This is a genomic window from Streptomyces sp. NPDC006365 (assembly GCF_042870755.1).
Classification (GTDB): domain Bacteria; phylum Actinomycetota; class Actinomycetes; order Streptomycetales; family Streptomycetaceae; genus Streptomyces; species Streptomyces xiangluensis.
Genome location: NZ_JBIAHS010000021.1, coordinates 24,328 through 45,202 on the forward strand (window position 1 = coordinate 24,328; position 20,875 = coordinate 45,202).

A 20,875-nucleotide genomic window follows, 5' to 3' on the forward strand; every position below is an offset into this window, starting at 1 on the left:
GGGTCTGGGGCGCAGCCCCGAGTGGGTATGGGGCGCAGCCCTGAAACGAAGTCCCGGGATGCAGCCCCGAAGGGGTCTGAGGCGCAGCCCTGAAACGAAGTCCGGGGCACAGCCCCGAGTGGGTCGGGGGCAGAGACCCTGGCGGGGTCGAAGGGGCGGAGCCCTCAGGGGACGGGAATGGGCAGGGGCGGCGGGGGCGCTATACCCCGCATGACCGACTACCGCATCGAGCACGACTCCATGGGCGAAGTCCGCGTCCCCGCGGACGCCAAGTGGCGGGCCCAGACCCAGCGCGCAGTGGAGAACTTCCCCATCTCCGGCCAGCACATCGAGCGCGCGCACATCGAAGCCCTCGCCCGGATCAAGGCCGCCGCCGCCAAGGTGAACGCCGAGCTGGGCGTGCTCGACAAGGACGTCGCGGAGGCCATCCAGGACGCGGCCGGCGAGGTCGCGGACGGCAAGTGGGACGAGCACTTCCCCGTGGACGTCTTCCAGACAGGGTCCGGCACCTCCTCCAACATGAACACCAACGAGGTCGTCGCCACCCTCGCAAGCGAACGGCTCGGCAGGGACGTACACCCCAATGACCATGTGAACGCCTCGCAGTCGTCGAACGACGTCTTCCCCTCCTCCATCCACATCGCCGCCACCGCCGCCGTGACCCGCGACCTCGTCCCCGCCCTGGAGCACCTGGCCGCTTCGCTGGAGCGGAAGGCCGAGGAGTTCGCCGACGCCGTGAAGTCGGGGCGTACGCATCTGATGGACGCTACGCCCGTGACACTGGGCCAGGAGTTCGGCGGGTACGCGGCCCAGGTCCGGTACGGCATCGAGCGGCTCAGCGCCTCGCTCCCCCGGCTCGCCGAACTGCCCCTGGGCGGAACGGCCGTGGGCACCGGCATCAACACCCCGCCCGGGTTCTCCGCCGCCGTGATCGCCGAGGTGGCGCGGACGACGGGACTGCCGCTCACCGAGGCGCGCAACCACTTCGAGGCGCAGGGCGCGCGGGACGGGATCGTCGAGACGAGCGGACAGTTGCGGACGATCGCGGTCGGGCTGACCAAGATCGCGAATGATCTGCGCTGGATGGCCTCGGGCCCCCGGACCGGACTCGCCGAGATCAGCCTCCCCGACCTCCAGCCCGGTTCGTCGATCATGCCGGGCAAGGTGAATCCGGTCATTCCCGAGGCCGTTCTCATGGTCGCCGCGCAGGTGACCGGAAACGACGCCACCGTCGCCGCGGCGGGCGCGGCCGGGAACTTCGAGCTCAATGTGATGCTTCCGGTCATCGCGAAGAACGTCCTGGAGTCCGTACGCCTCCTTGCGAACGTCTCCCGGCTGCTCGCCGACCGGACGGTGGACGGGATCACCGCTAACCGCGAACGGGCCCGTGAGTACGCCGAATCGTCGCCGTCCGTGGTGACGCCGCTCAACAAGTACATCGGCTACGAGGAGGCCGCGAAGGTGGCCAAAAAGTCGCTGGCCGAGCGCAAGACGATCCGCCAGGTCGTCCTGGAGTCCGGGTACGTCGACCGCGGCGATCTCACGCTGGAGCAGCTGGACGAGGCGTTGGATGTCCTGGGGATGACGCGCCCGTAACGTCCTGACCCGCGGCGCGCGAACCGTGACGCGAACCGCAGCGTCGTATGTCCTGGGCACCTAAAATCTGGCCATGACAGAGGGCGGAGCGGTGGCGGACGTGCAGGCGGGCGGAACGGCGGCGTTCTGGGCGCCCGGGAGTCAGATCCTGTGGCGGTACCGGGAGAACGCCGGCGCGCGTGTCCATATCTGCCGTCCCGTGACCGTCGTGCGGGACGATGCCGAGCTGCTCGCCGTATGGATGGCCCCCGGCACCGAGTGCGTGAAGCCGGTGCTCGCCGACGGCACGCCTCTGCATGCGGAGCCGCTGGAGTCGCGCTACACCAGGCCGCGGACCGTACAGCGCGACCGCTGGTTCGGCACGGGCGTGCTGAAGCTGGCGCGGCCTGGTGAGGCGTGGTCGGTGTGGCTGTTCTGGGAGCCGGGCTGGAAGTTCAAGAACTGGTACGTCAACTTGGAGGAACCACTGGTCAGATGGGCCGGTGGGGTCGACTCCGAGGACCACTTCCTGGACATCTGCGTGTATGCGGACCGGACTTGGGGCTGGCGCGACGAGGACGAGTTCGCACAGGCCCAGCGGGACGGTCTGATGGATCTTCAACTGGCCGAAGACGTACGGGAGGCAGGGCGGTCCGCGGTAGAGGTGATCCGCGCCTGGGGCCCGCCGTTCTCGGACGGCTGGCAGCACTGGCGCCCGGATCCGGCCTGGTCCGTGCCATCGTTGCCGGAGGACTGGGACCGTACGCCCACCCACGTGTCCACATGAGACCCTTGTTGCGCCCCCGTGGTACAACCGTAGGATCGTCCTCCGCAAGTGCTGAGCAGCAGCAACAACTTCCGTAGCATGCGCTGGGCTTGACCATACGTCACCGAGGGGCGGCAGGACGTGAGCGAGGGGTACGAGAGGTACGGTCGTACGGCTGGGAAACGGCTGGACGGGCTGTCCCTGTCGGCGTCGCCGGCCGGGCCCGGCCCTGAGAGGCTGTCTGAGCACGCGGGAATTCCGTTCCTGGGACACGTAATCCGGGTATCGGCATTCCTGCGGGACGAACCGCACGCATGGCGCGCAGCCCCGGACGGATGGATTCGACACGCGTGACGGAGCACCCCACCTCCCACGAGGGCCACCAGCCAGGAGCTGCCGGGCCCACTGTCCCCGCGGACCCCCGCGGGGCGCTGCTGCGTACCCCGGATCCGTCGGCTCAGGACTCCAGCTCCACGGCTTTACCGCCACAGGGCGGTCCGCTGGGCTCCCCCGCTCCCGCCGAAGCCCGCTGTGCCGCCACCGGCACGCCCGCGGGCAGCCACGGCAAGCCCGCTACCTCCGATGGTCACGGCCCGGCCGGGAAGCCCGCGCCCGCGGGTCCCGAGCACTCCCAGCCGTCGGCCGCCGAACCCGATCCGCACCGGCCGCGCCCGGTGCCGGGGTCCATTCCGGCGCAGTCGGAGGCGCACGCCGTGCCGGACCGCCGTAAGGGGCAGGGCCCGGCGCCCGGTACGCCCATGCCCATGCGGCGTGACGGCGACCGGCTGCGTTTCGTGGGGGCCGCCACCCGGCGGATCGCCCGCGGCATAGACCTCGACGAGATCGTGATGGGCCTGTGCCGGGCCACCGTGCCGACCTACTCGGACGCGATCCTCGTCTATCTGCGCGATCCGCTGCCGGTCGGCGACGAGCGGCCCACCGGGCCCGTCGTACTGCGGCTGCGGCGTACGGACCGGATCCCGGAGGACCGGGACACCGAGGGCTTCCTGCTGCCCGCGCTCCAGAGCGAGCCCGACCTCGGCGCGACCTCCGAGCTGTGCGAGGTGCGGCCCGGCGGCGCGCTCGCGGAGGTGCTGCGCGGCGTACGGCCGGTCTTCGCGGACGCGCCCGCGGCGCGCGCCGCGCTGCCCGAGCTGATCGGCGAGGAACTGACCGTTCCGGGCGGCCAGCGCGCGATCCTCGCCCCGCTGCGCGGTCGCAGACGCGTGATCGGAGCCGCGCTCTTCCTGCGCCGCCCCGACCGGCCGGCCTTCGAGGCCGACGATCTGCTCGTCGCGGCCCAACTCGCCACGCACAGCGCGCTCGGCATCGACAAGGCGGTGCTGTACGGCCGCGAGGCGTACATCGCCGACGAGTTGCAGCGCACGATGCTGCCCGAGACACTGCCGCGTCCGACGGGTGTGCGGCTCGCCTCGCGCTACCTGCCGGCGGCCGAGACGGCGCGGGTCGGCGGCGACTGGTATGACGCGATTCCGCTTCCCGGCAGCCGGGTCGCCCTCGTCGTCGGCGACGTGATGGGCCACTCCATGACGTCGGCGGCCATCATGGGCCAGCTGCGCACGACCGCACAGACCCTCGCCGGGCTCGATCTGCCGCCGCAGGAGGTGCTGCACCACCTCGACGAGCAGGCCCAGCGGCTGGGCACGGATCGCATGGCGACCTGTCTGTACGCCGTCTACGACCCCGTCGCGCACCGGATCACCATCGCCAACGCCGGCCATCCTCCGCCGGTTCTGCTGCACCTGGGCGGCCGGGCCGAGGTGCTGCGAGTGCCGCCGGGTGCCCCCATCGGCGTAGGAGGTGTGGACTTCGAGGCGGTCGAGCTGGACGCACCCGCCGGGGCCACGCTGCTGCTCTACACCGACGGTCTTGTCGAGTCCCGGCTGCGTGATGTGTGGACCGGGATAGAGCAGCTGCGGGAAAAGCTCGCCGCCACCGCCCAGTTGACCGGTGCGGACCACTCGCCGCCGCTGGAGGCGCTGTGCGACGAGGTCCTCGACATGCTCGGCCCGGGCGACCGGGACGACGACATCGCGTTGCTCGCCGCCCGCTTCGACGGCATCGCGCCCAGCGATGTCGCGGTCTGGCATCTGGACCCCGAGGAGACGGCACCGGGCAAAGCCAGGCGCCTCGCCCGGCGCGCACTGTCCCGCTGGGACATGGAGGACATGAGCGACTCCGTGGAGCTGCTCGTCAGCGAGGTCGTCACCAACGCCGTGCGCTACGCCTCACGGCCCGTCTCCCTGCGCCTGCTGCGCACGGACGTACTGCGCTGCGAGGTCGGCGACGACGTGCCCCAGCTGCCACGGCTGCGCCAGGCGCGCGCCACGGACGAGGGCGGACGCGGGCTGTACCTGGTGAACAGGCTGGCCAGGCGGTGGGGCGCGACACGGCTCAGTACGGGCAAGGTGGTCTGGTTCGAACTGAACCGAGGCTGACCGCTCGGGCGGCAACCGCCGTTCGCCAAGTGCTCGAAGCCCCGCGCCTCTTGAAGAGGCGCGGGGCTCTGTTTCGCTACGGGACCACCGGGCCCTGATCCGCGTCGCCCTCGCCGCCTCCGTCCTCGGGGGGCTCGATCGGGTCCGTCGGCTGTTCGGTGGGCTCCTGCGTCGGCGGCTCTTCCGTCGGTTCCTGCGTCGGCGGCTCCTCCGTCGGCTCCTGCGTCGGCGGCTCCTCCTGGGTCGGGGGCTGCTTCGCTGGCTCCTCGGTCGTCGGCTCCTCCGTCGGCTCCGTCGGCTCCTCCGTCGGCGGCGGGGTGAACGTCGGCTGGACGCCCGAGCCCTGCTCGGTCTCCAGGTCGAACTTGCTGACGTCGCCCATCGCGTTGAAGGTGTACGCCGCCCAGATCTGAGCGGGGTAACTACCACCGGCGACCCGGCCCTTGCCCGGCAGGAGGCCGGTGGCACCCTGCAGTGTCACCTGTGCGTGCGGGGGCTTGTCGTCCTCGCCGAACATGCCGACCGAGGTGACCAGGTTCGGCGTGTAGCCGGTGAACCAGGCCGACCTGTTCTTGTCGGACGTACCCGTCTTGCCCGCGACCTGCTGGCCGTCACGGGCCGGGTTGTCGCGCACCGACGTCTTGGCCGTACCGTCGTCGACCACCCCGGTGAGGACCGACGTGACCGTGTCGGCGGCCTCGCGGCTGATGACCTGGTCGCCGATGGCGTCCGGGATCTCGACCGTACGGTCCTTGTGTTCGACCGACTTGATCATGGTCGGGGTGACCTTCTTGCCGTGGTTGGCGAGGGTCGCGTACGCCCCGGCCATCTCCATCGGGCTCGCCCCCATCGAGCCGAGGGTCTGCGCCGGCACGGCCTGCAGGTCCGCGGTGTCCATGCCGAGATCGCCCGCGGTCTTCATGACCTGTTCCATGCCGACGTCGACGCCCATCTGCGCGAAGACGGAGTTGATGGACTTGTTCATCGCCGCCTGCACGGTGACGTCGCCGTAGTCGACGTCGTCCTCGTTCGGGGGCGCGAACCCGACCTTCTTGCCGTTGTCCGTGACGGGGCGTTTGCTGGTGCCGTCGTAGATGGTGTCCGCCGTGATCGGCGTGCCGTCCTGCGTCTCGGCTTCCTCCTCCACGGCTGCGGCGAGGATCATCGGCTTGAAGGTGGAGGCGGGCTGGTAGTCGCGGCGGGTCGCATTGTTCGTGTAGTGCTTGAGGTAATCGACACCGCCGTACAACGCGACGACCCTGCCCGTCTTCGGGTCGACGGAGACGGCTCCGGCCTGGACGTCGGCGTCGACCTTGCGCTTCTTGGCGTCCAGTTTACTGGTGAGCTGCGTCTTGACAGCCTTCTCGAGCTGCGCCTGCTTCTTCTTGTCGACGTTCAGCGTGACGGTCCAGCCGCCCGCGTCGACCTTCGCCCTGGCGTCGTCCACGTCGGTGGCCGTGCCCTGAGCGATGAGCTGACGCTCCAGCTGCCTGTTGGCCGCCTCCACCAGATAGCCCCTCTGGCCTTCCAGGCCCGGCGCGCCCTTCGGCTCCTTGGGCTCGGGGAACTTCATGCCGTCGCGCTTGGCGGAGTCGAGCCAGTTCTCTTCGACCATGTTGTTCAGTACGTATGCCCAGCGTTGCTTGACGAGTTCCCTGCCGGTGGGCGTCGCGGCCGCCCAGTCGTACTGGCTCGGGGCCTGCAACACCGCGGCGAGATAGGCGCCCTGTTCCACCGTCAGTTTGCTTGCGTCGACGCGGTAGTACGCCTGGGCGGCGGCCTGGATGCCGTAGGCGTTGCGGCCGTAGTAGCTGGTGTTGATGTACCCCGCGAGGATGTCGTCCTTGGACGTCGTGCGGTCCACCTTCAGCGAGATGACCAGTTCCTTGAGCTTGCGGGTGACGGTCTGGTCCTGGTCGAGGTAGTAGTTCTTGACGTACTGCTGGGTGATCGTCGAACCACCCTGCTTGCCCTTGCCGGAGAGGGTGTTGATGAGACCGCGGGTGGTGCCCTTGAAGTCGACGCCGGCGTCCTTGTAGAAGGACTTGTTCTCGGCGGCGACGAAGGCCTTCTGGACGGGCTTGGGGACCTCGGCGAGGTCCACGATCTCTCGGTTGACCTTGCCCGTGCGGGCCATGATCGTGCCGTCGCTGTACTGGTAGACGTTGCTCTGTTGCCGCGCGGCCGCCGCGGCCGCGCTGCCCTTGGGCACGTCGATGACCAGATACATCACGACGAAGGCGGCCATACCGAGCAGGCAGAGGCCGAAGAACGAGCCCAGGACCTTCTTCCAGGTGAACAACCGGCGTATGCCGCTGCGCTCGGCGGAGTCCTTCGGGGCAGCACGGCGGCGGCCACCGCCCTGCCGCGCCCGTCTCTCTTCCGCTCTTCCCATGGGTCCGATCCGCTCCGCTTCGCCTTCAGTGTCCGTTCAACTCACGCGTCACACAGGTTCGCCGTTGAAGTCAGCTCAGCAAACTAACACCACGCGTTGTGACATAGGACGGCCGATCCGGCCTTTTCCGGACGTGACAATCAGCACCCGTAAACACCGACCCCAAAGGAATCGACGGCCGAAAGGGTTGGAAGGTTGCCATGACAGGGTAAAGTGATATCACTTAGATAGAACTAAGCTAGGCGAACAAACAGGCAGCAGGACTCAAACGGGGGGAACCACTCATGTCCACCGACGGCACGACAGCCACCACCGACGCACCCGAGATGCCCGCGCCGCAGGTGCGCGAATTCGCCGCGCACAGCATCGGCGGCGGACTCGCTCTTCTGCTCGGACTGTTGGGCCTGCTCCTCGGGATCGGGCTGATCATTACGGGGGCGGTGGTGACCGGCGGCGCCAAGCCGGCGCTGATCGTCCTCGGCATCCTGACCGCCCTCGCGGCCTTCATCGCCATGTGCGGCCTGAACACGGTGGCGCCGGGCGAGGCCCGCGTCGTCCAGCTCTTCGGCCGTTACCGGGGCACGATCCGCGAGGACGGGCTGCGCTGGGTGAACCCGCTGACCTCGCGCACGAAGATCTCGACGCGTGTACGCAACCACGAGACCGCCGTCCTCAAGGTCAACGATGCCTACGGCAACCCCATCGAGCTCGCCGCGGTCGTGGTGTGGAAGGTCGAGGACACCGCACAGGCCACCTTCGAGGTGGATGAGTTCCTGGAGTTCGTCGCCACGCAGACCGAGGCGGCGGTGCGGCACATCGCGATCGAGTACCCCTATGACGCGCACGACGAGGAAGGCCTGTCGCTGCGCGGCAACGCGGAGGAGATCACCGAGAAGCTCGCCGTCGAGTTGCACGCGCGCGTGGAGGCTGCCGGGGTGCAGATCATCGAGTCGCGCTTCACCCACCTCGCATACGCACCCGAGATCGCCTCGGCCATGCTCCAGCGGCAGCAGGCCGGTGCGGTCGTGGCCGCGCGGCGGCAGATCGTGGACGGAGCGGTCGGCATGGTCGAGGCCGCGCTCGCCCGGATCGCCGAGCAGGACATCGTCGAGCTGGACTCCGAGCGGAAGGCGGCGATGGTGTCGAACCTGATGGTCGTCCTGTGCGGCGACCGTGCCGCCCAGCCGGTCGTGAACACCGGGTCCCTCTACCAGTGACGACGCCTTCAGAGGGCCCGGCCCCCAAGCGACGGCCGCAGCAGCGCAAGCAGGTGCTGCTGCGGCTGGACCCGCTCGTGTACGAGGCGCTGGCGCGGTGGGCCGGTGACGAACTCCGTTCCACCAACGCGCAGATCGAGTTCCTGCTGCGGCGGGCGCTCGCGGAGGCCGGGCGCCTGCCCGGCGGGGCTGGACCGATACCTCGCCGGGGTCGACCGCCGGCTGCCGGGGAGCCGGAGGAGTAGGCGCCCCCGGGGCTTCGCCCCCCAGACCCCCGCATCGGCCTGGCCGCCTCGTCCCCAAACTCCCCCACAACGGGCTGATCGCGCCCGGCCCCACTCGTGTAGCAGAACCGTGACAATCGCCCCCGACCTGCGCTCCCGTACGCCCCGCCGCGATCTACACACGGCGCGTATACACGCGGTGTATACGCCGTGTGTAGAGTGCTCCGCATGTCAATCGGTCACACCCTTCTGGGGCTCCTGGAGTCGGGACCGCGTCACGGTTACGACCTGAAGCGGGCCTTCGACGACAAGTTCGGTCACGACCGGCCGCTGCACTACGGCCAGGTCTACTCGACGATGTCCCGGCTGCTGAAGAACGGCCTCGTGGAGGTCGATGGCGTAGAGGCGGGCGGCGGCCCGGAGCGGAAGCGCTACGCGATCACCGAGGCGGGTGTCACGGACGTCCAGCGGTGGCTCGCGACGCCGGAGAAGCCGGAGCCGTACCTCCAGTCGACCCTCTACACCAAGGTCGTCCTCGCGCTGCTCACGCACCGCAACGCCGTCGAGATCCTCGACGCGCAGCGCTCCGAGCATCTGCGCATGATGCGGATCCTCACCGACCGCAAACGCAAGGGCGATCTCGCCGACCAGCTGATCTGCGACCACGCGCTCTTCCACCTCGAGGCCGACCTGCGGTGGCTGGAACTCACCGCCGCCCGCCTCGACAAGCTCGCCGAGGCGGTGATCCGATGACCCCCGAGGGTTCCCTGCTCGCCGCCGTCGACCTGCGGAAGACGTACGGCCCGACCACCGCGCTCGACGGCGCGGAGTTCTCCATCCATCCCGGCGAGGTCGTCGCGGTGATGGGCCCGTCCGGCTCCGGCAAGTCGACCCTGCTCCACTGTCTCGCCGGGATCGTGACGCCCGACTCGGGCTCGATCACGTACAACGGCCAGGAGATGGCGACGATGAACGACGCCCGGCGCAGCGCGCTCAGGCGCTCGGAGTTCGGCTTCGTCTTCCAGTTCGGCCAGCTCGTACCGGAGTTGACCTGCGTGGAGAACGTCGCCCTGCCCCTGCGTCTGAACGGCACCAGCCGCAAGTCGGCGGAGCGCACCGCCCTGCAGTGGATGGAACGCCTGGAGGTCGACGACCTCAAGGGCAAGCGGCCCGGTGAGGTCTCCGGCGGCCAGGGGCAGCGCGTCGCCGTCGCCCGCGCACTGGTCACCAGCCCGCGCGTCCTGTTCGCCGACGAACCCACCGGCGCGCTCGACTCCCTCAACGGCGAGCGCGTGATGGACCTGCTCACGGACGCCGCCCGCTCCACCAACGCCGCCGTCGTCCTCGTCACTCACGAGGCCCGCGTCGCCGCGTACTCGGACCGCGAGATCGTCGTACGCGACGGGAAGTCCCGGGACATGGAGCGCATCGTATGAGCATGCGTCAGTGGTCGCGTGATCTCGGCATGGGCTTCAAGTTCGCGTTCACCGGCGGGCGTGAGGGCTGGGGGCGCGTGCTGCTCACCGCCGTCGGCGTCGGCCTGGGGGTGGCGCTGCTGCTGCTCACCACGGCGATCCCGAACGCGATGCAGGTCCGGAGCGACCGCGAGTACGCACGCACGGACATCACGTTCAGCGCCGACGTCATTCCCCGGGCCGACAACACGCTGCTCACCGCCAACGTCGACACGGAGTACCGCGAAAGGAACGTCCGCGGGCGGCAGTTGGATCCCGAGGGGGCCCGGGCGCCGTTGCCGCCCGGGCTGGGGAAGTTCCCGGCGCCGGGCGAGATGGTGGTCTCGCCGGCGCTGGAGGAGCTGCTGAAGTCCCAGGACGGCAAGCTGCTGCGCGAGCGGCTGCCGTACCGCATCACCGGCACCATCGGCGAGAGCGGTCTGATCGGCTCGGCCGAACTCGCCTTCTACACCGGCGCCGACGGGCTCGCCTCCAAGGTCGACCGCGGCACGGTCTCGCGTATCGACAGCTTCCGGCCCGGGGCGCCGCCCGAGCGGATGGACCCCGTCCTCCTCCTGCTGGTCCTCGTGGTCTTCGTGGTGCTGCTGATGCCGGTCGGCGTCTTCATCGCCGCGGCCGTGCGCTTCGGCGGGGAACGGCGCGACCGCAGGCTCGCGGCACTGCGCCTGGTCGGCTCCGACAGCCGGATGACCCGGCGGATCGCCGCGGGCGAGGCCCTTGCGGGAGCGCTGCTCGGGCTGGTCTTCGGCACCGGCTTCTTCCTGATCGGCCGGCAGATAGCGGGCTCCGTCGAGCTCTTCGACATCAGCGTCTTCCCGAGCTATCTCAACCCGACGCCCACCCTCGCCCTGCTGGTCGCCATCGCGGTCCCGGCGGCCGCGGTGGGGGTGACGCTGCTCGCGCTGCGCGGGGTCGTCATCGAGCCGCTCGGCGTGGTGCGCACGGCCCGGCCCGCGCGGCGCCGGCTGTGGTGGCGGCTGCTGCTTCCGCTGGGCGGACTCGGGCTGCTCTATCCGATGGTCGGGCAAGGCAGGGACAACGGCGACTTCAACCAGTACATGGTGACCGCCGGTGTCATCCTGCTGCTGGTCGGCATCACCGCGCTGCTGCCCTGGATCGTGGAGGCGGTCGTCGCGCGGCTCGGCTCCGGCGGGGTGGCCTGGCAACTGGCCGTACGACGCCTGCAGTTGAGCAGCGGTACGGCGGCAAGCATGGTCAACGGCATCGCGGTGGCGGTGGCCGGCGCGATCGCCCTGCAGATGGTGTTCTCCGGGGTCTCCAGCGACTATACGAAGGACACGGGCCAGGACGTCTCACGCGCCCAGATGACGGTTCGCCTGCCGAGGGAGGTCCCCATTGGCGAGGCCGACCGGCAGTTGAAGCAGACCAAGGGCGTACGGCACACGCTGGCCCTGTCCGACGGTGGGGTGGGCGACCGGAGGAAGGACCCCGAAAACTTCGCGAACCTGACCGTCGGCGACTGCGCCGCGCTGCGCGACGTGGCCGAACTGCCCTCGTGCCGCGACGGCGACGTCTTTGTCATGAAGAACGTCGAATACGACACGACCGCGCCGCTGTTGGCCAAGCCCGGCCGGAAGCTCTACATAGACCCGTCGTACACCGACTCCCCGGGCAAGGAGGTCGTCTGGACGATGCCCGAGGGCATCAGGGAGGCCCCAGAGGGCAAGGACCCGACGGGCTGGGCGCGAGAGGGCATCCTGGCCACTCCGGGCGCCCTGCCGCCGAAGGCCGCGCCGACCCTCACCGGCGGGATCTACGTCGGGCTCGACTCGTCGGTGCCGGACGCCCGCGAGTACGTACGGAACACGGCGGCACGGCTCGACACGCTCGCGGATTCCACGACCATGGCCGCGACCAAGCAGTCCCGGCGCTTCGAGTCCATCCGTACCGGCCTGTTCGTCGGCGCGGCCTGCGTCCTGCTGCTGATCGGTGCGAGCCTGCTCGTCTCCCAGCTGGAGCAGCTGCGCGAGCGCAAGAGGCTTCTGTCCGCCCTGGTCGCCTTCGGCACCCGGCGCCGCACGCTGAGCCTGTCGGTGCTGTGGCAGACCGCGATCCCGATCGCACTCGGCCTGGCTCTCGCCTCGGCGGTGGGCCTGACCCTCGGCGCCGTCCTGCTGAAGATGACGAACACCCCGGTACGCGTCGACTGGCCGAGCGTCCTCGCGATGACGGGCATCGGCGCGGGAGTCGTCCTCGTGGTGACATTCTTCAGCCTGCCGCCCCTGCTGCGGCTGATGCGGCCGGAGGGGCTGCGCACGGAGTAGCAACAGGGGGCTCCGCACCCTGGACCCGAGTCCTCAGACGCCGGAGGGGCTGAAGATCAGCCCCTCCGGCATAGTGGTGCTGCATGGCTATCGAAGCGCTGAAGTCCGCGATCCCCGACTACGCCAAGGATCTGCGGCGGAACCTCGAAACCGTGATCGGCGACAGCAAGCTGCCTCAGCAGCGGCTGTGGGGAACGGTGCTGGCCTGCGCGATCGCCTCGCGCTCGCCCCGTGTGCTGCGTGAGCTGGCCGAGGACGCCGCGGCGAAGCTCTCTCCCGAGGCGTACACGGCCGCCAAGTCCGCCGCCGCGACCATGGCGATGACCAACGTCTTCCATCGCACACGGCATCTCCTCTCCGACCCGGAGTACCGGAACCTGCGGGCAGGCCTGCGTACGAACGTCCTCGGCCACCCGGGTGTCGACAGGACCGACCACGAGTTCTGGTCCCTCGCCGTGTCCGCCGTCAACGGCTGCGGCGACTGCCTCGACTCCCACGAGCGGGCACTCCGCAGGGCGGGAGTCGACCGCGCGACGATCCAGGAGGCGTTCAAGATTGCGGCAGTGATCCAGGCCGTAGCGGTCACGCTGGACGCGGAGGCCGTGCTGGCGGAGTAGCCGCAGGGGCTACGTCGGTAACGGCTTGTCCGAAGGCGGCGCCTCCACTGAAGGCGGAGCCGAAGTCGAAGCCGGGCCCGCCTCCGGCGCAGGACCGGCCCCCGGCGCCGCGTCCGTCGCCGTGGCCCCGTGCGGCGCCGGAGAGTGCCGTAGTGACGCCTCACGGGAGTGCGCGCGCAGGTAGCCGACCACCGTGTTCGTCACGGCGACCAGCGGCACCGCGACCACCGCGCCGCCGATCCCCGCGACCAGGCCGCCCGCCGCGACCGCCAGCACCACCGCGAGGGGATGGACGCGGACCGCGCGCCCCAGGATGAAGGGCTGGAGGATATGGCCCTCGATCTGCTGGACTGCCAGGACGACGACCAGGGTCATGACCGCCGTGAAGACGCCCTGCGTCACCAGCGCGACCACCACCGCAAGCGCACCCGACACGACGGCACCCACGAGCGGGATGAACGCGAACAGAAAGATGAACACGGCGAGCGGAACAGCCATCGGGACATCGAGGAAGAAGATGCCGAGGCCGATGAAGACGGCGTCGATCAACGCCACCAGCACCGTGCCGCGGACGTAGGCGGTGAGCGTCCGCCATGCCCGCGGGCCCGCGCCCGCAACGCCGGGACGGGCGGCGGCCGGGACGAGCTTGAGCGTCCACTGCCAGATGCGCTTGCCGTCGTAGAGCAGGAACAGCGTCGAGAACATCGTCAGGAGGATGCCGGTCAGCGCCTCGACGATGACCGTGACGCCTTCGAGGCCCGCCGAGGTGATCTCCTCGGTGTTGGCGCTGATTGCCTCGCGCAGGTTCCGCGCGATGTCGTTGATCTGGTCCTCGGTGACGTGGAAGGGGCTGTTGAGCAGCCAGCGGCGCAGTTCGTCGATGCCGTCCTGGATCTCGTCGGACAGGTTGTCGATGTTCTCCATGACCTGCCAGGTCACGAACCATCCGATGAGCCCCATGATGACGAAGCCGAGGATCGCGGTGAGCGCGGTGGCAAGCCCGCGCGGCACTCCGTACCGCTGCAGCCGGGCCACCGTGGGCTGGAGCAGCGCGGTGATGAGCAGCGCGGCCACGAAGGCGAGGACGACGAGCTGTACGGCGCTGATGATCCGCATCAGCACCCAGAGGGTGCCCGCGAGAACGAGCAGCCGCCAGCCGGCCTCGGCGGCGACCCGCATCCCCCACGGCACGGCCGCAGCGGGATCGGGGCGGGAAGGGGCCACGGCAGGGGCGTAAGGCGGCGGGGGTGGCACAAGCTCGGGAGCGGCCGACTCGGAGTCCTCCTGGACGTCCTTCTCGGCCTCAGCGCGACGCCGCTCCTCCAGCCGCTCTCCCATGCGGGTGAACCCGGCACCGACCCGGCCGAGCCACCCTGGCACTCGCGACATGATCCGTCCTCGTCCCCCTGAGCCGTTCACCACTCCCCCCTGGAGTTTTCGGCTCCGACCGTACATGCCGGAAGCCCCTCACCGAAGGACGGTGAGGGGCTCCACAAGGTTGAGGGACGACCGGCTCAGTACCAGTTGTTGGCCTGCCAGAACTCCCAGGCGCCGCACGGGCTGCCGTACCGGCCGTCCATGTAGCTGAGGCCCCACTTGATCTGGGTAGCCGGATTGGTCGCCCAGTCGGCACCCGCCGAGGACATCTTGGAGCCCGGCAGCGCCTGCATCAGACCGTAGGCGTCGGAGGTGGGGTTGTCAGCCTGGTAGTTCCAGCTCGACTCGCGTTCCACGATGTCGCTGAAGCACTGGAACTGGTCCGCCGGAACCATTTGCCGTGCCATCGCCTGGACATCCGCGACGCTGTACGACTTCTGGGGCGAGAAGCTGGACGCGTCACGCGTCGCGGAGCGGCTGGCGGCCTCCTGCTTGGCCTCCTCGCGCTCCTTCGCCTCCTGCGCGGCCTTCTCGGCTGCCTTCTGCTTGGCGACCGCGTTGTCGGCGGCCTTCTTGCGTGCGGCTGCCTCGGCGTCCTTCTTGGCAGTGGCGTCCGCCGCGATGGCCTGAGAGTCCGCCTGCTGTGTCAGGGACGCGGTCTGCACCTGGGCCTGCTGGCCCGCGGGGATGTCCGCGAGGAGCGTCGAGTTGCCGACGAGTGCCTCGGCGTCTTCCGACGGGATCTGCGTGGTATTACCCGAGGCAACACCGACGACACTGCCGACAGTGGTGACCGCGGTGGCCGAGGCCACTGCGAATCCCCGGACCGAAATCCGGCTCACACGGTTTCCTTCCAGCATCGCCCGCCGCGGTGACCCTGGCGGACGCAATCGTGCCCCTGACGCTGGCCTCCCAACTGCGGGGTCACGGGAGGCACGGGCCCGGTGGGCAACTCCCTTGCGGGGAGCGCCGCGTGGTGCGCGGGCGGCATACGACGACTGTATGGAGTTCTGGGGTTCTGCTGTGGTGCCGTACCGCTGGGGGTACAGGTGTGTCGTATGCGGGGCCTGACAGGAGTGAGACTCTGCCGTAATCCGACGGCAGGAGGCAATTCTGTGCCACGTGTGAAAGCTCACACCTTGTTTGGTCCAGGAGGTTTCCGGAAACCCGCACACGCCGAGGCGCCGCCCAACTAGGCTCAGTGCCTTTGCTGGACGGCGCCAACTAGCGCGCAACCGCTATGAAGTTGAGCACTTCGGTCAGATCTGCCCATCCTCCAGCATTTCCGTCACCAGTGCCGCAATCCGGGACCTCTCGGACCGGGTGAGGGTCACATGCGCGAAGAGCGGATGACCCTTCAGCTTCTCGATGACGGCGACCACTCCGTCGTACCGGCCGACCCTGAGATTGTCCCGCTGGGCCACGTCATGGGTCAGAACGACCCGCGAATTCGCACCAATTCGGGACAGAACGGTCAACAGGACGTTCCGTTCCAGGGACTGGGCCTCGTCCACGATCACGAACGCGTCGTGGAGGGAACGGCCACGGATGTGCGTGAGCGGCAGGACCTCCAGCATGCCGCGTGCGGTGACCTCTTCGATGACCTCGCGGCTGGTGACCGCCGACAGCGTGTCGAAGACGGCCTGCGCCCACGGGCTCATCTTCTCGGCCTCGCTGCCGGGCAGATAGCCGAGTTCCTGCCCGCCCACCGCGTACAGCGGCCGGAAGACCATCACCTTCTCGTGCTGCCGGCGTTCGAGCACTGCCTCCAGACCCGCGCACAGTGCCAGCGCGGACTTGCCGGTGCCGGCCCGGCCGCCCATCGACACGATCCCGACGTCCTGGTCGAGCAGCAGATCCAGCGCTATGCGCTGCTCCGCGCTGCGCCCCTTGATGCCGAAGGCCTCCCGGTCGCCGCGTACGAGACGGACGTTGCCCTCGGGCGTCATCCGGCCCAGCGCCTTGCCGCGCTCGGAGTGGATCGTCAGCCCGGTGTGCACGGGCATGTCGGCGGCTTCGGGGACGAAGACGTGTCCTTCCTCGAAGAGGATGTCCACCTGCTCACCCGGCAGCGTCAGTTCGGACATTCCGGTCCAGCCGGAGGAGTCCGTGATGGCGAGTTCCGCGCGGTACTCCTCGGCGAGGAGGCCGACGGAGGACGCCTTGATGCGCAGCGGCAGGTCCTTCGACACGACCGTGACATCGAACCCCTCGGCCTGCAGATTGCGGGCGACCGCGAGGATGCGGGAGTCGTTGTCCCCCAGGCGGTAGCCCGTGGGCAGCACGCTGGGGTCCGAGTGGTTGAGCTCGACACGGATCGTCCCGCCCAGGTCCCCGATGGGAATGGGGGCATCGAGGCGGCCGTACTTCACCCGGTAGTCGTCGAGCAGACGCAGGGCCTGCCGGGCGAAGTAACCCAGTTCGGGATGGTGCCGCTTGGCCTCCAGTTCCGTGACCACGACGACGGGGAGCACTACTTCATGCTCGTCGAAGCGGTTCATGGCGTGCGGGTCGGCCAGCAGGACGCTGGTGTCGAGAACGTAAGTGCGCCGGTCTGGCTTGTGGCGCTTTGTGCTGGTCACCACGGAAGGACGTACCCCCTCGGATGAGGTCGGGGAGCGACGGAGAGGATCTGGACCGGTCTCAGGCACCGATGCACGGGCCGAGAACCGGCCCTCCGCTTCGTCCGTACTGACCGCACGGTCGGGCTGGTGCAAAGGGCCTCCCGGGCGGACGGCCCCGTGCCGTCCGCTGAGATACGACACCCGTGGTTCGGGTGTCGACCTGGAGGGCTTATGCCCTGGATGAGGCGCGGCCATGCCACGGCATGTGACGGCGAGCGCGTTAACTCCAGATGACATACACCACTGAGTACGCCCTGATGAGCCCCTTTGCCAGCGGAGGCTCAGCCTCCGTAGCGGCGATGTCGCGCCGCGTAGTCACGCAGGGCGCGCAGGAAGTCGACCTTGCGGAAGGCCGGCCAGAAGACCTCACAGAAGTAGTACTCGGAGTGCGCCGTCTGCCAGAGCATGAATCCGGACAGCCGCTGTTCGCCGCTGGTACGGATCACCAGGTCGGGGTCGGGCTGGTCGCTGGTGTAGAGATGCTTGCCGATCATGTCGACGTCGACGCTTTCGGCGAGCTGCTCCATTGAGGTGCCCTTGTCCGCGTGGTCGAGGAGCATCGAGCGGACGGCGTCGGCGATCTCCTGACGGCCGCCGTAGCCGATGGCGACGTTCACCACTATCCCGTCGACATGGGCCGTGGACTGCTCGGCCTGCTTGAGCGCGGTCTGCACATGCGAAGGCAGGATGTCCGGCGTACCGACATGGTGGACGCGCCAGCGGCCGTCTGCGGCGAGAGTGCGCACAACATTCTCGATGATCCCGAACAGCGGGCCCAGCTCTTCCTGCGGCCGGTCGAAGTTGTCCGTGGACAGCAGCCAGAGGGTGACGACCTCGACGTCGGTCTCGGAGCACCAGCCGAGGAACTCCTCGATCTTGTCCGCGCCGGCACGGTGCCCCTGAGCCGTGGTGCTCCCGGCCGCCTTCGCCCAACGCCGGTTGCCGTCCATGATGACCCCGATGTGCTTGGGCACCTGGTCGTGATCGAGGTGGACCTCCACCCTGCGTGCGTAGACCCTGAGCAGCAAGCGGCGCAGGTTGTCGCGCAGGTTCACGTTATTAGTCAGCCCCTCCGTGCAGATGGCGATCCCCCGAGGGCGACACCCTACCGCTGCGGGGCGGTCAGGGCCCCTTGGGGTGTAAGGGCTGGGCGGGTGCGGGGGGTGGTTCTTCGCCCCCTCTGCCCCTGCCCGTCCCGCCCCGGGGGTCGGCAGTGAGCACTCCGCTGGAAGAACGGTGATGAACCTGCGGGCTGGTGGGGGCTGGTCGCCCAGTTCCCCGCGCCCCTTACGGGGCGCTGGACGCGCCCCGCGGCGGAGCCGCAAAATCGATACGGCCCCGCGCCCCTTACCTACGCCGCAGTACCGCACCGGACTCCATCAAGGTCGCCCAAGGACTCCGGCCGGGACTCCGCTCCGCGGACGAGGCCGCCAGGCCGATGCGGGGGTCCGGGGGCGGAGCCCCTGGGGTCCGAGGCAGCGCCCCGGGACGGGACGGGTAGGGGCGGCGGGGGCGAACACACCCGGCCCCCTCCCGGAAGCGGACAAAAAACGGGCCGGTCCGTGGGGGGGAGACGGACCGGCCCGAGGGGGGGTTTCCACCATAACCCTTCGTAAGTGATGCTGCGTGCATTGGCGTCAGATAACTACTCTCCGAAACCGCCCGACAACGCCGGGGTGGGTGCGGAGACGTTCATTCCGGTCCTGATCATGGCCGAATCACAACGGAATCCAAGGAGAACAAAGAGAATGAGGAGGAATTCAGGGGTTTCTGACCGCTCGCGGGGTCTTCGGTGACATGTTCCCCGGGGTCCTCCCCCCGGGTGAACCGCACACGGAACACTCGCTTGACGCCGACCGCTAACTTCGCAGCCATGGCCACCTTCACCACCCCGCAGAACCCGGAACCCGTCCCACTGGAGCTCGCCGAGTCCGTACGGGCACGGCGCCGCGGGCTGCTCGACCGAGACGGAATCGAAGGTGCGCTACTGCTGACGCCTGCGAGCGCCGTGCACACGATGGGCATGCGGTTCGCGATCGATGTCGCCTACCTGGACCGGAAGTTACGGGTCCTGGCGGTCCGGACGATGCGTCCGGGCCGGGTCGGGCTGCCCAGGTTCCGGGCCCGGCACGTGCTGGAGGCGGAGGCCGGGGCAATGGAGCGGTGGGGCCTGCGGCACGGGGTGCGGATCACCGTACGGGACTTCTGAGCGACCCTTCCAGGTCCCGCCCGCGTGCAGCGCGGCAAAGAGGACAGAATCTGACCTCGTTCGGGATTAACGTCGCCACCATGACACCGAGGATCACATGGGACGAGGCCAGTGCACGGCGACATGAGCGACAACTGCTCCGTAGGCCCGCACCGCCCGGCACCCCGGCCGCCAAGGTCGTCGGCACACTGCTCGCCGCCCACGCACAGGTCCTGTCGGCTGCCGAACTCTCGGTGGGCCTGCGACTCGACGGCGCGACCCGGCAGGACGTGCGCGCGGCCCTGTGGGACGACCGCAGCGTGGTGAAGACGTACGGCCCGCGCGGCACGATCCACCTCCTCGCATCCACCGAACTCCCCTTCTGGACCACGGCGTTGACCGCGATCCCGACCGGCCCGAGCGCCTTCCCGCCGGACGTGCGGATGACGCCCGGTCAGGAGGACGAGGTGGTCACCGCGATCGGTGACGCCCTGGACGGGAAGCAGCTGACCATCGACGAGCTGACCGAGGAGGTCGTCGCCCGCACCGGGCCCTGGGCCGGTGACCTGGTGATGGAGGCGTTCCAGGGCAAGTGGCCGCGCTGGCGCCAGGTGATGCACCGGGCGGGCCAGTCCGGCGCCCTGTGCTTCGCACCCAACCGCGGCCGCAAGGCCACGTACACCCGTCCGCCACGCTTCGAGCCGCTGCCCGCGGACGAGGCCCTCGCCATGCTCGTACGCCACTATCTGCGCGCGTACGGCCCGGCGACCCCTCAGCATTTCGCCAAGTGGGTTGGCGGGCCGAAGAGTTGGGCCGCCGATCTCTTCGCCGCCCTGGACTCCTCCGGCGGGATCGAGGAGGTCGACTTCGAAGGGGCGCCCGCCTGGGTCGTGGCGGGTGACACCGGCTTCCCCTCGGAGGGCGTACGCGGGGTGCGCCTGCTGCCGTACTTCGACGCGTACGCCATCGCCGCGCAGCCGCGGGAGCGGATGTTCCCCGGAGCCGCGTACCAGCGGGCCCTGGCGGGCGGCCAGGCGGGGAACTATCCCGTGCTGCTCGTCGACGGCGTGGTCGCCGGGGTCTGGCACCAGCGGCGGCAGGGGAAGCGGACGACAGTGACCGTGGAGCCCCTGGGGCGGCTGAGCGGGGCGCAGGAGCGGGAGCTGAGGGAGCAGGTGGAACGGGTGGGTGAAGTGCTTGAGGCCAAGCCAGAGTTGGTGGTGGGGAAGGTGACCGTCGGCCCGCACGCATAAGCCGGTAACCCGCCTGCCGACCGGTTGCGGCCGTTTCGGCTGCTTGTCCGGTCCCGTCGATACCATGGCGTCATGGGCCACGGAGTCGATGAGAAGAGCACCCGCGAACGTCTGGACGCCGTCGGCGCCGTGGACGTCGCCGCCACGCTCCAGGCCCTGGCCACGCCCTCGCGGCTGCGCATACTGGCCCGCCTCCAGGAGGGGCCGTGCGCGGTCGGCGAACTCGCGGAGGCGGCGGGACTCGAGCAGTCGGCCTGTTCGCATCAGCTCCGGCTGCTGCGAAACCTCGGGCTCGTCACGGGTGAGCGGCGCGGGCGGTCGATCGTGTACGCGCTGTACGACAACCATGTCGCGGAGCTGCTGGAGCAGGCGCTGCATCACGTGGAGCACTTGCGGCTGGGCTTGCGGGACGAGGCCTGA

The 20,875-nt window shown here is 69.5% G+C and carries 17 protein-coding genes; 12 read left to right on the forward strand and 5 right to left on the reverse strand.

The genetic code is table 11. From position 1 onward, the window contains the following. The first annotated feature begins 210 nt into the window (after window positions 1–210). The 3 genes from ACFYO0_RS38290 (at window position 211) to ACFYO0_RS38300 (ending at window position 4,800) form a co-directional block, all read left to right on the forward strand. Complete coding sequence (locus ACFYO0_RS38290; RefSeq protein WP_388685692.1) at window positions 211–1,596, forward strand: class II fumarate hydratase; 1,386 nt, start codon at window positions 211–213, stop codon at window positions 1,594–1,596. 73 nt (window positions 1,597–1,669) lie between these two features. After that, window positions 1,670–2,362, forward strand: a complete 693-nt coding sequence (locus ACFYO0_RS38295) for a DUF402 domain-containing protein (protein WP_388685695.1) — start codon at window positions 1,670–1,672, stop codon at window positions 2,360–2,362. A 314-nt stretch (window positions 2,363–2,676) separates the two neighbouring features. Then, window positions 2,677–4,800, forward strand: a complete 2,124-nt coding sequence (locus ACFYO0_RS38300; protein WP_388685697.1) for a SpoIIE family protein phosphatase — start codon at window positions 2,677–2,679, stop codon at window positions 4,798–4,800. A 76-nt stretch (window positions 4,801–4,876) separates the two neighbouring features. Here the strand turns inward: ACFYO0_RS38300 and ACFYO0_RS38305 are convergent, their stop codons facing one another. Continuing rightward, entirely contained in the window at window positions 4,877–7,195 is a 2,319-nt protein-coding gene (locus ACFYO0_RS38305) for a transglycosylase domain-containing protein (protein WP_388685700.1), read from the reverse strand. A gap of 284 nt (window positions 7,196–7,479) precedes the next feature. Between ACFYO0_RS38305 and ACFYO0_RS38310 the strand changes: the two genes are divergently transcribed. From ACFYO0_RS38310 to ACFYO0_RS38335, 6 genes are all read left to right on the forward strand, one after another. Next, window positions 7,480–8,412, forward strand: a complete 933-nt coding sequence (locus ACFYO0_RS38310) for an SPFH domain-containing protein (protein ID WP_388685703.1) — start codon at window positions 7,480–7,482, stop codon at window positions 8,410–8,412. Continuing rightward, on the forward strand, window positions 8,409–8,657 hold the full coding sequence (locus ACFYO0_RS38315; RefSeq protein WP_388685706.1) for a hypothetical protein: 249 nt from the start codon (window positions 8,409–8,411) through the stop codon (window positions 8,655–8,657). The genes ACFYO0_RS38310 and ACFYO0_RS38315 overlap by 4 nt, the downstream gene beginning before the upstream one ends. Window positions 8,658–8,864: 207 nt before the next feature. Continuing rightward, window positions 8,865–9,389 (forward strand): PadR family transcriptional regulator, encoded by a 525-nt coding sequence (locus tag ACFYO0_RS38320; RefSeq protein WP_388685709.1) that lies wholly within the window; start codon window positions 8,865–8,867, stop codon window positions 9,387–9,389. Further along, window positions 9,386–10,072 (forward strand): ABC transporter ATP-binding protein, encoded by a 687-nt coding sequence (locus ACFYO0_RS38325; protein ID WP_388685712.1) that lies wholly within the window; start codon window positions 9,386–9,388, stop codon window positions 10,070–10,072. Before ACFYO0_RS38320 ends, ACFYO0_RS38325 begins: the two co-directional genes overlap by 4 nt. After that, window positions 10,069–12,396 carry an ABC transporter permease gene (locus ACFYO0_RS38330; protein WP_388685714.1) on the forward strand — a complete coding sequence of 776 codons (2,328 nt, stop codon included), beginning with the start codon at window positions 10,069–10,071 and terminating at the stop codon, window positions 12,394–12,396. The genes ACFYO0_RS38325 and ACFYO0_RS38330 overlap by 4 nt, the downstream gene beginning before the upstream one ends. 83 nt (window positions 12,397–12,479) lie before the next feature. Beyond that, complete coding sequence (locus ACFYO0_RS38335; protein ID WP_388685717.1) at window positions 12,480–13,013, forward strand: carboxymuconolactone decarboxylase family protein; 534 nt, start codon at window positions 12,480–12,482, stop codon at window positions 13,011–13,013. A gap of 9 nt (window positions 13,014–13,022) precedes the next feature. On the opposite strand, the gene ACFYO0_RS38340 is transcribed toward ACFYO0_RS38335, so the two are convergent. The 4 genes from ACFYO0_RS38340 to ACFYO0_RS38355 all read right to left on the reverse strand — a co-directional run bounded on the left by ACFYO0_RS38340 (window position 13,023) and on the right by ACFYO0_RS38355 (window position 18,069). Continuing rightward, window positions 13,023–14,402 carry an AI-2E family transporter gene (locus ACFYO0_RS38340; protein ID WP_388685719.1) on the reverse strand — a complete coding sequence of 460 codons (1,380 nt, stop codon included), beginning with the start codon at window positions 14,400–14,402 and terminating at the stop codon, window positions 13,023–13,025. A gap of 125 nt (window positions 14,403–14,527) precedes the next feature. Further along, complete coding sequence (locus ACFYO0_RS38345) at window positions 14,528–15,250, reverse strand: lytic transglycosylase domain-containing protein (RefSeq protein WP_388685721.1); 723 nt, start codon at window positions 15,248–15,250, stop codon at window positions 14,528–14,530. Window positions 15,251–15,649: 399 nt separating this feature from the next. Next, entirely contained in the window at window positions 15,650–16,975 is a 1,326-nt protein-coding gene (locus ACFYO0_RS38350) for a PhoH family protein (protein WP_388685723.1), read from the reverse strand. Between the two features lie 320 nt (window positions 16,976–17,295). Then, window positions 17,296–18,069 (reverse strand): isoprenyl transferase, encoded by a 774-nt coding sequence (locus tag ACFYO0_RS38355; RefSeq protein ID WP_388685726.1) that lies wholly within the window; start codon window positions 18,067–18,069, stop codon window positions 17,296–17,298. Between the two features lie 818 nt (window positions 18,070–18,887). Here ACFYO0_RS38355 and ACFYO0_RS38360 point away from each other — a divergent pair. The 3 genes from ACFYO0_RS38360 to ACFYO0_RS38370 all read left to right on the forward strand — a co-directional run bounded on the left by ACFYO0_RS38360 (window position 18,888) and on the right by ACFYO0_RS38370 (window position 20,875). Then, window positions 18,888–19,223: a DUF192 domain-containing protein gene (locus ACFYO0_RS38360; protein ID WP_388685728.1), complete on the forward strand. Its 336-nt coding sequence runs from the start codon at window positions 18,888–18,890 to the stop codon at window positions 19,221–19,223. An 80-nt stretch (window positions 19,224–19,303) separates the two neighbouring features. Further along, on the forward strand, window positions 19,304–20,455 hold the full coding sequence (locus ACFYO0_RS38365; RefSeq protein WP_388685731.1) for a winged helix DNA-binding domain-containing protein: 1,152 nt from the start codon (window positions 19,304–19,306) through the stop codon (window positions 20,453–20,455). A 72-nt stretch (window positions 20,456–20,527) separates the two neighbouring features. After that, on the forward strand, window positions 20,528–20,875 hold the full coding sequence (locus ACFYO0_RS38370; protein ID WP_033323600.1) for a helix-turn-helix transcriptional regulator: 348 nt from the start codon (window positions 20,528–20,530) through the stop codon (window positions 20,873–20,875).